Annotated in this window: 7 protein-coding genes, 11 tRNA genes and 4 rRNA genes; 20 read left to right on the forward strand and 2 right to left on the reverse strand. The window is 44.2% G+C overall.

The window, feature by feature from the left end; all coding sequences use genetic code 11:
- Positions 1–20: 20 nt before the first annotated feature.
- From rrf (MKY49_RS00310) to rrf (MKY49_RS00380), 15 genes are all read left to right on the forward strand, one after another.
- Positions 21–136, forward strand: a 5S ribosomal RNA gene (gene rrf / locus MKY49_RS00310).
- A 10-nt stretch (positions 137–146) separates the two neighbouring features.
- Positions 147–222: transfer RNA gene (locus MKY49_RS00315), tRNA-Val, on the forward strand.
- A gap of 3 nt (positions 223–225) precedes the next feature.
- Positions 226–301, forward strand: a tRNA-Thr gene (locus MKY49_RS00320).
- A gap of 7 nt (positions 302–308) precedes the next feature.
- Positions 309–384: transfer RNA gene (locus tag MKY49_RS00325), tRNA-Lys, on the forward strand.
- A 17-nt stretch (positions 385–401) separates the two neighbouring features.
- Positions 402–486: transfer RNA gene (locus tag MKY49_RS00330), tRNA-Leu, on the forward strand.
- 36 nt (positions 487–522) lie between these two features.
- Positions 523–597: transfer RNA gene (locus MKY49_RS00335), tRNA-Gly, on the forward strand.
- A 5-nt stretch (positions 598–602) separates the two neighbouring features.
- Positions 603–691: transfer RNA gene (locus MKY49_RS00340), tRNA-Leu, on the forward strand.
- Positions 692–698: 7 nt separating this feature from the next.
- A tRNA-Arg gene (locus MKY49_RS00345) sits at positions 699–775 on the forward strand.
- A 10-nt stretch (positions 776–785) separates the two neighbouring features.
- A tRNA-Pro gene (locus MKY49_RS00350) sits at positions 786–862 on the forward strand.
- A 14-nt stretch (positions 863–876) separates the two neighbouring features.
- Positions 877–952 (forward strand) — tRNA-Ala (locus tag MKY49_RS00355).
- A gap of 143 nt (positions 953–1,095) precedes the next feature.
- Positions 1,096–2,647: ribosomal RNA gene (locus tag MKY49_RS00360) — 16S ribosomal RNA — on the forward strand.
- 94 nt (positions 2,648–2,741) lie between these two features.
- A tRNA-Ile gene (locus MKY49_RS00365) sits at positions 2,742–2,818 on the forward strand.
- Positions 2,819–2,830: 12 nt separating this feature from the next.
- Positions 2,831–2,906 (forward strand) — tRNA-Ala (locus MKY49_RS00370).
- A gap of 87 nt (positions 2,907–2,993) precedes the next feature.
- Positions 2,994–5,921: ribosomal RNA gene (locus MKY49_RS00375) — 23S ribosomal RNA — on the forward strand.
- Positions 5,922–6,109: 188 nt separating this feature from the next.
- Positions 6,110–6,225: ribosomal RNA gene (gene rrf, locus MKY49_RS00380) — 5S ribosomal RNA — on the forward strand.
- Together the 16S, 23S and 5S rRNA genes with 11 tRNA genes alongside form the textbook arrangement of a ribosomal RNA operon.
- A 44-nt stretch (positions 6,226–6,269) precedes the next feature.
- Here rrf (MKY49_RS00380) and MKY49_RS00385 read toward each other — a convergent pair.
- On the reverse strand, positions 6,270–6,941 hold the full coding sequence (locus tag MKY49_RS00385) for a LytTR family DNA-binding domain-containing protein (RefSeq protein WP_274795191.1): 672 nt from the start codon (positions 6,939–6,941) through the stop codon (positions 6,270–6,272).
- Between the two features lie 213 nt (positions 6,942–7,154).
- Here MKY49_RS00385 and aceA point away from each other — a divergent pair, with 213 nt between their 5' ends.
- Positions 7,155–8,438 carry an isocitrate lyase gene (aceA, locus tag MKY49_RS00390; protein WP_274795192.1) on the forward strand — a complete coding sequence of 428 codons (1,284 nt, stop codon included), beginning with the start codon at positions 7,155–7,157 and terminating at the stop codon, positions 8,436–8,438.
- A 110-nt stretch (positions 8,439–8,548) separates the two neighbouring features.
- Complete coding sequence (aceB, locus tag MKY49_RS00395; protein WP_322612078.1) at positions 8,549–10,147, forward strand: malate synthase A; 1,599 nt, start codon at positions 8,549–8,551, stop codon at positions 10,145–10,147.
- A gap of 238 nt (positions 10,148–10,385) precedes the next feature.
- On the opposite strand, the gene MKY49_RS00400 is transcribed toward aceB, so the two are convergent.
- Positions 10,386–11,051: an O-methyltransferase gene (locus tag MKY49_RS00400; protein WP_396631772.1), complete on the reverse strand. Its 666-nt coding sequence runs from the start codon at positions 11,049–11,051 to the stop codon at positions 10,386–10,388.
- 128 nt (positions 11,052–11,179) lie between these two features.
- On the opposite strand from MKY49_RS00400, the gene MKY49_RS00405 reads away from it, so the two are divergent.
- The 3 genes from MKY49_RS00405 (at position 11,180) to MKY49_RS00415 (ending at position 13,639) form a co-directional block, all read left to right on the forward strand.
- Positions 11,180–12,073 (forward strand): LysR family transcriptional regulator, encoded by an 894-nt coding sequence (locus MKY49_RS00405; RefSeq protein ID WP_341385375.1) that lies wholly within the window; start codon positions 11,180–11,182, stop codon positions 12,071–12,073.
- Between the two features lie 68 nt (positions 12,074–12,141).
- The gene (locus MKY49_RS00410; protein ID WP_274795196.1) at positions 12,142–12,537 is read left to right on the forward strand and encodes a GntR family transcriptional regulator; all 396 of its coding nucleotides are present in this window, start codon (positions 12,142–12,144) and stop codon (positions 12,535–12,537) included.
- Positions 12,538–12,541: 4 nt separating this feature from the next.
- Positions 12,542–13,639 carry a DUF1648 domain-containing protein gene (locus tag MKY49_RS00415; protein ID WP_322612080.1) on the forward strand — a complete coding sequence of 366 codons (1,098 nt, stop codon included), beginning with the start codon at positions 12,542–12,544 and terminating at the stop codon, positions 13,637–13,639.
- Positions 13,640–13,706: the final 67 nt, after the last annotated feature.

A 13,706-nucleotide genomic window follows, 5' to 3' on the forward strand; every position in this document is an offset into this window, starting at 1 on the left:
AGGTGTTGTCTTTCAAATAGTCTAGTGATGATGGCAAAGAGGTCACACCCGTTCCCATACCGAACACGGAAGTTAAGCTCTTTAGCGCCGATGGTAGTTGGGGGCTTCCCCCTGTGAGAGTAGGACGTCGCTAGGCATAATACCCAGGAGGATTAGCTCAGCTGGGAGAGCACCTGCCTTACAAGCAGGGGGTCGGCGGTTCGAGCCCGTCATCCTCCACCATATGCCGGTTTAGCTCAGCAGGTAGAGCAACTGACTTGTAATCAGTAGGTCGTGGGTTCGATTCCTATAGCCGGCACCATTTTTTCGAGCCATTAGCTCAGTTGGTAGAGCATCTGACTTTTAATCAGAGGGTCGAAGGTTCGAGTCCTTCATGGCTCACCATTTTGAAATAATAATAAGCGGGTGTGGCGGAATTGGCAGACGCACTAGACTTAGGATCTAGCGCCGCAAGGCGTGGGGGTTCGACTCCCTTCACCCGCACCATTATTTTCATTGCCAGATAAAAAAACTTATGCACATGCGGAAGTAGTTCAGTGGTAGAACACCACCTTGCCAAGGTGGGGGTCGCGAGTTCGAACCTCGTCTTCCGCTCCAAATGTGCCGGGGTGGCGGAACTGGCAGACGCACAGGACTTAAAATCCTGCGGTAGGTGACTACCGTACCGGTTCGATTCCGGTCCTCGGCACCATTATTATGCGCCCGTAGCTCAATTGGATAGAGCGTCTGACTACGGATCAGAAGGTTATGGGTTCGACTCCTGTCGGGCGCGCCAAAAGAACGAACGGGAAGTAGCTCAGCTTGGTAGAGCACTTGGTTTGGGACCAAGGGGTCGCAGGTTCGAATCCTGTCTTCCCGACCATTTCCTAAATTTATGGGGCCTTAGCTCAGCTGGGAGAGCGCCTGCCTTGCACGCAGGAGGTCAGCGGTTCGATCCCGCTAGGCTCCACCAATTCAATTAAATGAACCTTGAAAACTGAACAAGCAAAACGTAATCAATAAAGTTTTAAGTAACTAGTTTCGGCTAGTGAACGAAACAAAATTTTGGACATCAAAATTGATGCCAGCAAAACAATTTGAGCTAATCAAATTTCTTTTATGGAGAGTTTGATCCTGGCTCAGGACGAACGCTGGCGGCGTGCCTAATACATGCAAGTCGAGCGAACAGAGAAGGAGCTTGCTCCTTTGACGTTAGCGGCGGACGGGTGAGTAACACGTGGGCAACCTACCTTATAGTTTGGGATAACTCCGGGAAACCGGGGCTAATACCGAATAATCTGTTCCACCTCATGGTGGAACACTGAAAGACGGTTTCGGCTGTCGCTATAAGATGGGCCCGCGGCGCATTAGCTAGTTGGTGAGGTAACGGCTCACCAAGGCGACGATGCGTAGCCGACCTGAGAGGGTGATCGGCCACACTGGGACTGAGACACGGCCCAGACTCCTACGGGAGGCAGCAGTAGGGAATCTTCCACAATGGGCGAAAGCCTGATGGAGCAACGCCGCGTGAGTGAAGAAGGTTTTCGGATCGTAAAACTCTGTTGTAAGGGAAGAACAAGTACAGTAGTAACTGGCTGTACCTTGACGGTACCTTATTAGAAAGCCACGGCTAACTACGTGCCAGCAGCCGCGGTAATACGTAGGTGGCAAGCGTTGTCCGGAATTATTGGGCGTAAAGCGCGCGCAGGCGGTCCTTTAAGTCTGATGTGAAAGCCCACGGCTCAACCGTGGAGGGTCATTGGAAACTGGGGGACTTGAGTGCAGAAGAGGAAAGTGGAATTCCAAGTGTAGCGGTGAAATGCGTAGAGATTTGGAGGAACACCAGTGGCGAAGGCGACTTTCTGGTCTGTAACTGACGCTGAGGCGCGAAAGCGTGGGGAGCAAACAGGATTAGATACCCTGGTAGTCCACGCCGTAAACGATGAGTGCTAAGTGTTAGGGGGTTTCCGCCCCTTAGTGCTGCAGCTAACGCATTAAGCACTCCGCCTGGGGAGTACGGTCGCAAGACTGAAACTCAAAGGAATTGACGGGGGCCCGCACAAGCGGTGGAGCATGTGGTTTAATTCGAAGCAACGCGAAGAACCTTACCAGGTCTTGACATCCCGTTGACCACTGTAGAGATATAGTTTCCCCTTCGGGGGCAACGGTGACAGGTGGTGCATGGTTGTCGTCAGCTCGTGTCGTGAGATGTTGGGTTAAGTCCCGCAACGAGCGCAACCCTTGATCTTAGTTGCCATCATTTAGTTGGGCACTCTAAGGTGACTGCCGGTGACAAACCGGAGGAAGGTGGGGATGACGTCAAATCATCATGCCCCTTATGACCTGGGCTACACACGTGCTACAATGGACGATACAAACGGTTGCCAACTCGCGAGAGGGAGCTAATCCGATAAAGTCGTTCTCAGTTCGGATTGTAGGCTGCAACTCGCCTACATGAAGCCGGAATCGCTAGTAATCGCGGATCAGCATGCCGCGGTGAATACGTTCCCGGGCCTTGTACACACCGCCCGTCACACCACGAGAGTTTGTAACACCCGAAGTCGGTGAGGTAACCTTTTGGAGCCAGCCGCCGAAGGTGGGATAGATGATTGGGGTGAAGTCGTAACAAGGTAGCCGTATCGGAAGGTGCGGCTGGATCACCTCCTTTCTAAGGATTATTTCGGAATACAAACCTAGGGTTTGTAAGATTACGTTTTGCGTTCAGTTTTGAAGGTTTATGAAATATTATAAAACTTCCAAGAGGGCCTATAGCTCAGCTGGTTAGAGCGCACGCCTGATAAGCGTGAGGTCGATGGTTCGAGTCCATTTAGGCCCACCATATATACCTCTTGGGGCCTTAGCTCAGCTGGGAGAGCGCCTGCCTTGCACGCAGGAGGTCAGCGGTTCGATCCCGCTAGGCTCCACCAATTTTGTTCTTTGAAAACTGGATAAAACGACATTGAAATTGTAACAAACACATTTATTTTTTAAGTTTTTTATAGGCTTAATAACTTGGTTAAGTTATTAAGGGCGCACGGCGAATGCCTTGGCACTAGGAGCCGAAGAAGGACGGCACTAACACCGATATGCTTCGGGGAGCTGTAAGTGAGCTTTGATCCGGAGATTTCCGAATGGGGGAACCCACTACGTTTAATCGCGTAGTATCTTGACGTGAATACATAGCGTCTTGAAGGCAGACCCAGGGAACTGAAACATCTAAGTACCTGGAGGAAGAGAAAGAAAAATCGATTCCCTGAGTAGCGGCGAGCGAAACGGGAAGAGCCCAAACCAAGAGGCTTGCCTCTTGGGGTTGTAGGACACTCTATACGGAGTTACAAAAGAGCGAGTTAGATGAAGCGACTTGGAAAGGTCCGCCAGAGCAGGTAAAAGCCCTGTAGTCGAAAGTTCGTTCTCTCCTGAGTGGATCCTGAGTACGGCGGAACACGTGAAATTCCGTCGGAATCCGGGAGGACCATCTCCCAAGGCTAAATACTACCTAGTGACCGATAGTGAACCAGTACCGTGAGGGAAAGGTGAAAAGCACCCCGGAAGGGGAGTGAAAGAGATCCTGAAACCGTGTGCCTACAAGTAGTTAGAGCCCGTTAATGGGTGATAGCGTGCCTTTTGTAGAATGAACCGGCGAGTTACGATTACGTGCGAGGTTAAGCTTTAGAAGGCGGAGCCGCAGCGAAAGCGAGTCTGAATAGGGCGAAATAGTACGTGGTCGTAGACCCGAAACCAGGTGATCTACCCATGTCCAGGGTGAAGGTAAGGTAACACTTACTGGAGGCCCGAACCCACGCACGTTGAAAAGTGCGGGGATGAGGTGTGGGTAGCGGAGAAATTCCAATCGAACTTGGAGATAGCTGGTTCTCTCCGAAATAGCTTTAGGGCTAGCCTCGTGATGAGAATACTGGAGGTAGAGCACTGTTTGGACTAGGGGGCCATCCCGGTTTACCGAATTCAGACAAACTCCGAATGCCAGATATTTATACACGGGAGTCAGACTGCGAGTGATAAGATCCGTAGTCAAAAGGGAAACAGCCCAGACCACCAGCTAAGGTCCCAAAGTAATCGTTAAGTGGAAAAGGATGTGGCGTTGCACAGACAACCAGGATGTTGGCTTAGAAGCAGCCATCATTTAAAGAGTGCGTAATAGCTCACTGGTCGAGTGACGCTGCGCCGAAAATGTATCGGGGCTAAACGATTCACCGAAGCTGTGGATTGACATCTACGATGTCAGTGGTAGGAGAGCGTTCTAAGTGCGTTGAAGTCAGACCGGAAGGACTGGTGGAGCGCTTAGAAGTGAGAATGCCGGTATGAGTAGCGAAAGACGGGTGAGAATCCCGTCCACCGTATGACTAAGGTTTCCTGAGGAAGGCTCGTCCGCTCAGGGTTAGTCGGGACCTAAGCCGAGGCCGACAGGCGTAGGCGATGGACAACAGGTTGATATTCCTGTACCACCTCCTCACCGTTTGAGAAATGGGGGGACGCAGTAGGATAGGGTAAGCGCGCTGTTGGTTATGCGCGTCCAAGCAGTAAGGCGTGTGTGTAGGCAAATCCGCACACTGTAACGTTGAGCTGTGATGGCGAGTCCGTATGGACGAAGTTCCTGATTTCACACTGCCAAGAAAAGCCTCTATCGAGGTGAGAGGTGCCCGTACCGCAAACCGACACAGGTAGTCGAGGAGAGAATCCTAAGGTGTGCGAGAGAACTCTCGTTAAGGAACTCGGCAAAATGACCCCGTAACTTCGGGAGAAGGGGTGCTCTTGAGCGTGCAAGCGCATGAGAGCCGCAGTGAATAGGCCCAGGCGACTGTTTAGCAAAAACACAGGTCTCTGCAAAACCGTAAGGTGACGTATAGGGGCTGACGCCTGCCCGGTGCTGGAAGGTTAAGAGGAGTGGTTAGCGCAAGCGAAGCTGCGAATTGAAGCCCCAGTAAACGGCGGCCGTAACTATAACGGTCCTAAGGTAGCGAAATTCCTTGTCGGGTAAGTTCCGACCCGCACGAAAGGCGTAACGATCTGGGCACTGTCTCAACGAGAGACTCGGTGAAATTATAGTACCTGTGAAGATGCAGGTTACCCGCGACAGGACGGAAAGACCCCGTGGAGCTTTACTGTAGCCTGATATTGAATTTTGGTACAACTTGTACAGGATAGGTAGGAGCCAGAGATCTCGGAGCGCCAGCTTCGAAGGAGGCGTCGGTGGGATACTACCCTGGTTGTATTGAAATTCTAACCCATGCCCCTTAGCGGGGCAGGAGACAGTGTCAGGCGGACAGTTTGACTGGGGCGGTCGCCTCCTAAAAGGTAACGGAGGCGCCCAAAGGTTCCCTCAGAATGGTTGGAAATCATTCGTAGAGTGTAAAGGCACAAGGGAGCTTGACTGCGAGACCTACAAGTCGAGCAGGGTCGAAAGACGGGCTTAGTGATCCGGTGGTTCCGCATGGAAGGGCCATCGCTCAACGGATAAAAGCTACCCCGGGGATAACAGGCTTATCTCCCCCAAGAGTCCACATCGACGGGGAGGTTTGGCACCTCGATGTCGGCTCATCGCATCCTGGGGCTGTAGTCGGTCCCAAGGGTTGGGCTGTTCGCCCATTAAAGCGGTACGCGAGCTGGGTTCAGAACGTCGTGAGACAGTTCGGTCCCTATCCGTCGTGGGCGTAGGAAATTTGAGAGGAGCTGTCCTTAGTACGAGAGGACCGGGATGGACACACCGCTGGTGTACCAGTTGTCTTGCCAAAGGCATCGCTGGGTAGCTATGTGTGGACGGGATAAGTGCTGAAAGCATCTAAGCATGAAGCCCCCCTCAAGATGAGATTTCCCATTACGCAAGTAAGTAAGATCCCTCAAAGACGATGAGGTAGATAGGTTCGAGGTGGAAGTGTGGTGACACATGGAGCTGACGAATACTAATCGATCGAGGACTTAACCAAATTGTTTGAAGCAGTCAATGCGCCGTTTATCCAGTTTTGAAAGAACAATACTTTCAAAAATGAGAGCTTCAAGACACAAGTAGAACAAGGAAGCAATCGAGTGATTGAGGGAGCGTACTATTGTACGTGACTGATTGAGCGAGAGCAGCTGACGCAGTAATACGCCGTGTATTGAAGGTCGAACATAGTCTAGTGATGATGGCAAAGAGGTCACACCCGTTCCCATACCGAACACGGAAGTTAAGCTCTTTAGCGCCGATGGTAGTTGGGGGCTTCCCCCTGTGAGAGTAGGACGTCGCTAGGCAATTAAAAGACCAGAGAATATTTTCTCTGGTCTTTTTTGATACCTTAAAATTCAAGAGCACTTCTAAGATTATTAATATATGATTGGCTCACAGGTAATTCACTTCCGTCAATTAATGTAACAATAAAGTTTGATGTTAGGTCTCGTGCCATTTTTTTTATAAAATAAATATTTACAATATAGGAACGATGAATGCGAATAAAGTAGGTCGGTAATCTTAATTGAAGTTCTTTGAGTGTAATATTCGTTTTAAACTGTTCTTTTTCTACATAAAACCATGTTTTTTTCTGCAAGCTTTCTATATGAGATATTCTATCGATTGCTACTGGCTTCCATTCCTCCTCCTGCTTTCCTGTTAAAAACTGAAATGGTTCAGTTTTTTTCTTGGTGAAGGTGGACGGTAAGACAACGACCAGTGCAGCTGGTTTATGATCAATGTATATTGGATAACCCATACCGTAATATGGCGTATCGAATAAGGAATTATCTAATATGGCATCTGTTTTTTTCTGAGTCCGTAGCACTTGCTCCGCAATACTCCCTGGCATCACTTGTTGTCCGATCTCTAGATGAATATTTTGATGGCCTGAGTGAAAGTAAATATAAGAATTATCAACTGCAATTGCAAAGGATGAATCGGCTGGTACCCAGTCTTGCATCATTAAAATATATTGTTGTGAAATATCTTTTGCAAATGAATTTACCTCATTGTTCATTGTAACATCCCCCTTGTTTGTAAACAGCCTTCCAAATTTCATCGTTTAAAAAGGTAGTTTTATCCTGAAATTCCGATATTTTATCAAAAAATAGTGAAAATTTAAACACTCTGTTATATATTAATTTACAACAAATAAACCTGTTATGGAACAGTGAATTAAAAGTTTTTTAACAGAGTATATTGTACACAAAAGGGAAGGTGGAATTTCAATATGTCAACTCGTCAAGAAAGAATCGAAGCTTTAGAAAAACAATGGGCTGAAAACCCACGCTGGGCTGGTATTGAGCGCACATATTCAGCTGAAGAGGTTGTTAAATTACAGGGCACAATTGTACTTGAACAAACATTAGCCCAAAAAGGCGCTACTAGACTTTGGAATTCGTTACATGAGGAACCGTTTATTAATGCATTGGGGGCATTAACGGGTAATCAGGCAGTGCAACAAGTAAAAGCCGGATTAAAGGCTATTTATCTATCAGGCTGGCAAGTAGCTGCGGATGCAAACCTTTCTGGACAAATGTATCCTGATCAATCTTTATACCCTGCTAACTCTGTACCAGCAGTAGTAAAACGTATCAATCAAGCACTACAACGCGCCGATCAAATTGATCATGCTGAAGGTCGTGTCGATCAATTTGATTGGTTCGCACCAATCGTCGCAGATGCAGAAGCAGGTTTTGGTGGTCCTCTAAACGTGTTTGAACTTGTAAAGGGCATGATTGAAGCTGGGGCTGCTGGTGTTCACTTAGAAGATCAATTAGCGTCAGAAAAGAAATGTGGGCATCTAGGCGGTAAAGTTTTACTTCCAACACAAAATGCTATCCGTAATTTAATTGCTGCTCGATTAGCAACAGATGTTATGGGTGTAGATACAATTTTAATTGCTCGTACGGATGCAGATGCTGCAGATATGGTTACTTCAGATATTGACCCACGTGATGCGGAGTTCATAACTGGTGAACGTACACCAGAAGGTTTCTTCCGTACAAAAGCTGGTATTAAACAAGCAATTGCTCGTGGATTAGCTTACGCACCATATGCAGATTTAATTTGGTGTGAGACTTCCAAACCATCACTTGAGGAAGCTCGTGAATTTGCTGAAGCAATTCATGCTGAATTCCCAGGTAAAATGCTTGCGTACAATTGCTCACCTTCGTTCAACTGGAAAGCAAATCTTTCAGAAGAAGAAATTGCAGAATACCAACGAGAACTTGGTAAGTTGGGTTACAAATTCCAATTTGTTACGTTAGCAGGCTTCCATGCACTTAACCACTCCATGTTTGAGCTTGCACATGATTATAAAGATAATGGTATGGCTGCATATTCTAAACTACAGCAAGCTGAATTTGCTTCTGAATCCAAAGGGTATACAGCTACACGCCATCAACGCGAAGTAGGTACTGGATATTTTGATGAAATTTCTCAAGTTATTTCTGGTGGTACTTCTTCTACAACAGCAATGGCAGGCTCTACTGAAACTGAACAGTTTGTTTAAGTAACATTTTATACGTGTTTTCCTAAATTCATAATCATAGAATAGTCTCCTCCGTTTCTCCTAAAACGGAGGATGACGAAACTAAAATTGCAAAGGTGGGTAAACAACTAATGGAACAAGCAACAACAGGTAAGCTTAAAATTGTTGGAGAACAGAACGAGCAAACAAAAGAAATTTTAACACCTGAAGCTCTTGATTTTGTTCTTGCCCTGCATGAAAAATTTGATACTCGCCGTAAGGAGTTGTTGGATGCTCGTCAAGAACGCCAAAAACGACTTGATGCGGGAGAAAAGCTTGATTTCTTAGCAGAGACGAAGCATATTCGTGAAGGTGATTGGACAATTGCACCACTTCCAAAGGACCTGCAAGATCGCCGTGTTGAGATTACAGGACCTGTTGATCGTAAGATGGTTATTAATGCTTTAAACTCGGGAGCAAAAATGTTTATGGCATGTTTCGAGGATGCTTCTTCTCCGACATGGGAAAATATGATTGGTGGTCAAATTAATATGCGTGATGCTATTAATAAGACGATAGAATTTTCACAAGCATCCAATGGTAAAACGTATAAATTAAATAAAGAAACAGCAGTGCTTTTAGTTCGTCCACGAGGTCTACACTTGCTTGAGAAACATGTTCTTGTCGATGGAGAGCCGATTTCAGGTAGCTTCTTTGATTTTGGTTTATATCTATTCCATAATGCAAAAAATGCGCTAGCGCAAGGTACTGGTCCATATTTCTATCTGCCAAAGCTTGAAAGTCATTTAGAGGCTCGTCTATGGAATGATGTCTTTGTATTTGCCCAAGATTATATTGGCATTCCACAGGGAACAATAAAAGCTACTGTACTAATTGAAACGATTTTAGCGGCGTTTGAGATGGATGAAATTTTATATGAGCTACGCGAACATTCAGCTGGTCTGAATTGTGGACGTTGGGATTATATTTTCAGTTATATTAAACGTCTTCGCAATCAAGCTGATGTTATTTTGCCAGATCGTGGGCAAGTAACAATGACCGTACCGTTTATGAAGGCCTATACGTCTTTATGCATACAAACATGTCATAAGCGTAATGCACCAGCAATGGGGGGAATGGCTGCACAAATTCCTGTTAAAAATGATGATGAGGCGAATGCTATAGCATTTGCGAAAGTGGCAGAAGATAAACGTCGTGAAGCAACAGAGGGGCACGATGGTACTTGGGTAGCACATCCTGGTATGGTTGCAACTGCAATGGAGCAGTTTGATGCCATTATGACAACACCTAACCAAATTCATAAAAAACGTGAGGATGTACACGTAACTGCAGAAGATTTAGTAGCGGTGCCAGAGGGAACAATTACGCTTGAAGGTCTTCGTATTAACTGTAGTGTCGGTGTACAATATATTGCTTCATGGCTACGGGGTAATGGTGCTGCACCAATTAACAACTTGATGGAGGATGCCGCAACAGCAGAAATTTCTCGTACGCAAGTATGGCAATGGATTCGTCATCCAAAAGGAATCTTAGATGATGGACGTGGTATTACGTTAGCATTTGTCCTAGAAATATTGGAAGAAGAGCTTGTGAAGATTAAAGAGGCTGTTGGGGAACAAGCTTATAGCAGTGGTCGCTACATTGAAGCAGCTGAACTGTTTAAATCCTTAATTGAGCAAGATGAATTTGCGGAATTTTTGACACTTCCAGGATATGAAAAATTAGCATAAGACATAAATCTACTATCAGCATATTTCAACTTTCCTAATTCCACTAACATAGCGTGACGGGGTCTGTTCCCCCGTTTAGGCTAAAGAGATGAGCACGATTGAATTAAAGGGGTCTACTAATAAAAGTAAAGAGATTTTAAAGGGGTGAAAGATCTCTTACTAGCTTTGATGGGGAGCTTGTAAGGCATCTTTTATTAGGGGAATCCGCGTTAATATGGTAACGCGGATTTTTTCTATATTAGTTTACGATAGCAAGTACAAAGCCGTCATAGCCTTTTACACCAACTGTTTGTATAGCTGTTGCCTCAATTCTAGGTTCCTCTTTTAGTAGTTCCATAAATTGCTGAATACCGCGTACACGTTCATCCTCACTATTTTTATCAGTTATTGCACCATCACGTACTACATTATCTGCAACGATTATAGCACCTAAATGAGCTAATTGTATGGCCCACTTCAAGTAAGCGGGGTTATTCGGTTTATCAGCGTCAATAAAAATAAAGTCAAATAAGCGCCCTTCATTTTTTAACTCTGGCAATGTTTCTAATGCGTTTCCAACAATAACCTCAATTTTTTCCTCATAACCTGCATTCTTGATATTTTTCCTTGCAACCTTTGCGTACTCTTCATTAATTTCTAAAGTAACTAGTTTACCTTCTCGAGGAAGAGCTTGGGCTAAGCAAATACTGCTATAACCACCAAGTGTGCCAATTTCTAAAATATTTGCTGCGGCTTTCATTTTGGCTAATAAATATAATAGTCTCCCTTGCGTAGGAGATACATCGATCTCTGGAATACTTGCAGCTTTATTCGTCTGTAGTACAGCATTAAGATGTTTGTTTATTGGGAGGAGCTTATCCATAAAATAATGATCTACATTTTGCCAAACATTCATCTCTGTCATCATACAGTCCTCATTTCTTTAATTTATACGTGCAAGCTTGCAAATAAAGTGTATGATAGAATGAATCATAATAAAAATATATTCTAATTATTTATGTATAACTTTAGATTATGAGTAGGAGTAAAATCATGAATATTCATGGCTTAAAATTGTTTTATCAAGTTGCAACTACAGGTAGTTTCACAAAAGCTGCAGAAATATTACGTATAAGCCAGCCCGCTGTTTCGAGTCAAATTAAACGATTCGAACATGAAATAGGAGTACAGCTTTTTAAGCAACAGGGACGAGGGGTAGTTCTCACAGAATTTGGTGAGGCACTAGCGGAGAAAGCTCAAAATCTTATCGCCCTTGAACATCATATTGAAACATTTATAGAAGAATACCGGCTTGCAAAGGCAGGAAATTTACATATAGTCGCTACCTACCTGCCAGCAAATTTTCTAATTCCAAAATGGGCTGCTCACTTCAAGGCTGTAAATGAGCATGTCAATTTAATGATTACAACGACCAATACAAAGGATGCCTTTGAACAACTTATTCATTATAAAGCGGATATTGCTATTTACGGGGGAGGAATGTCCGAAAGACCTAAAGAAATAGAGTGGGAGGAGCTTTATGAAGATGAATTATGGTTTGTCGTGTCTCCAACTCATCGCTATGCACACCAAAACATTACCTTAGTTGAAATGTTTCAGGAGCCGTTTATTATGAGAGAGGAAGGAAGTTCGATGAGAGAGCATCTTTTTTCACTATGCCAAACATATCAGGTGAAACCTCCGAACATTGCGCTTCAATTTAATGGAATTAATGAAACAATTCGATCGGTCATGGCGGGTTATGGAGCGAACTTTATTTCTTCTCTTGCAGTTAGAGAATATGTAGAGAATGGGCAATTGGCTAGGGTTTATGTTAAGGGTATCCATGCTATTAAACATAAAATTGCTATTTGTACGAGGAACAATGAAAAGCATAACTTGCTTGTACAAAAATTTATTGAAACCATCAAGAGTTCTCCTATTTGATATGTACATCATGCATAATAGTAGGAAATTTGTTATACTAGTTATATAACAATATGGAGCTGATAAACATGTTCATTCAAATAGAGCCACAATCGGACGTACCTATTTATGAGCAGGTGACACGTCAAATCATTGAAGGCATTGCAAGAGGTGAGATGAAGCCAGGGGATACCCTACCATCTGTTCGGAGTTTAGCTGCTGATTTAGGTGTAAATATGCATACTGTTAATAAGAGCTATCATGAATTAGAAGCCAAAGGTATTATAGTTATTCGGCCAAAATCGGGAGCTATTATAAGTTCTACAGAGGAGCGAGCTTTGACACCTGAGCAATTACAACAAATCGAAAAGAATTTGAAGCCTGTTGTGGCAGAAGGTATGGTGCTCGGCGCAACAGCAGAACAAATTGAGCACATGATGAAAAAGGTGTTCGCTGAATTGCAAATACCAGCAGAGGGAGTGTAGCACAATGCTACTTGTTGTTTTTATAACGATCTACATCATGACATTAGCTTTGCAATTGGTGGTTCCTTATATTGTGCGAGATACTATTGTTTTTGGGGTCACTGTACCAGATCAAAATATTATGCACCCCGTCTTAGCTAAAATGAAAAAGCAGTATGTTCAATTAGTGGGGGGCACTGGAATAGTATTCTTACTCATTATGATTATTAGTTACAATTGGTTAGCCCCTTCTGAATCGATTCAAAGTATCGTTTTATTAAGCTGTCTATTTAGCATGCTTACGGTCAGTATGGTGCTGTACTGGATAAGTCATCAAAAGGTATCAAGGCTGAAAAAGCAGGAACAATGGGGCGTAAATATTAAGCAAGTACGTGCCGTTGATTTAACTGCGCGAAGCCGTGATGAAATGCTACCTTGGTCATTTTTTGCTGTACCTTTAGGAATTTCAGTATTTTTAATCATTTACACAATGCTCCATTACGACCAAATGCCGAATGATATAGCTGTACATTGGGGGCCAAGTGGAGAAGCGGATGAGTGGAGGAAGAAGACGTATTTTACGGCTATTTCGTTGCCGCTTGTTATGCTAATGATGCAATGTATGATGTGGGGAGTTAGCGATTCCATTAAACGTTCTGCAATTAAGCTGGCTGTCAATCGCAAAGAACAATCATTAGAGGACCAGCTAAAAACTCGAAAATATATGAGCTGGCATATATTGTTGATTAGCTATGCTTTAACCATCTTATTAACAGTGTTACAACTAAGCAATATCTATCCCTTCATGACTGTAGGCTATAAGCTATTGCCAGTCTTTATTTCGTTTTTAGTTGTACTGTTTGGTTCACTATTTATTTATATTGTGAAAAAGCATAAACATAAAGTACGCTATGAAGAAAATATTGATTCACAAGTAATGGATGTAGATGAAGATAGGTATTGGAAGGGTGGCTTAATTTATATTAATCGACAGGATCCTTCCGTTTTTGTGGAAAAACGCTTTGGAGTAGGGTGGACGATGAACCTTGCGAATCCTAGAGGTTATATTTTCATTGGTCTGCCTTTTGTGTTATTGCTGTTGATTTCAATTTTTTCGTTATAAAATAATAGTAATTTGTAGGGGGAAAATTCGTTCCATGTGAACGGATTTTTTCTTATTACTGGAGGTA

The organism is Lysinibacillus sp. FSL M8-0134 (assembly GCF_038069745.1).
GTDB lineage: Bacteria > Bacillota > Bacilli > Bacillales_A > Planococcaceae > Lysinibacillus > Lysinibacillus irui.

Excerpts from the sequence above, each read along its gene's own strand:
- MKY49_RS00385 (WP_274795191.1), bottom strand. The coding sequence starts at position 6,941 with ATGAACAATGAGGTAAATTCATTTGCAAAAGATATTTCACAACAATAT.
- aceA (WP_274795192.1), top strand. The coding sequence starts at position 7,155 with ATGTCAACTCGTCAAGAAAGAATCGAAGCTTTAGAAAAACAATGGGCT.
- aceB (WP_322612078.1), top strand. The coding sequence starts at position 8,549 with ATGGAACAAGCAACAACAGGTAAGCTTAAAATTGTTGGAGAACAGAAC.
- MKY49_RS00400 (WP_396631772.1), bottom strand. The coding sequence starts at position 11,051 with ATGACAGAGATGAATGTTTGGCAAAATGTAGATCATTATTTTATGGAT.
- MKY49_RS00405 (WP_341385375.1), top strand. The coding sequence starts at position 11,180 with ATGAATATTCATGGCTTAAAATTGTTTTATCAAGTTGCAACTACAGGT.
- MKY49_RS00410 (WP_274795196.1), top strand. The coding sequence starts at position 12,142 with ATGTTCATTCAAATAGAGCCACAATCGGACGTACCTATTTATGAGCAG.
- MKY49_RS00415 (WP_322612080.1), top strand. The coding sequence starts at position 12,542 with ATGCTACTTGTTGTTTTTATAACGATCTACATCATGACATTAGCTTTG.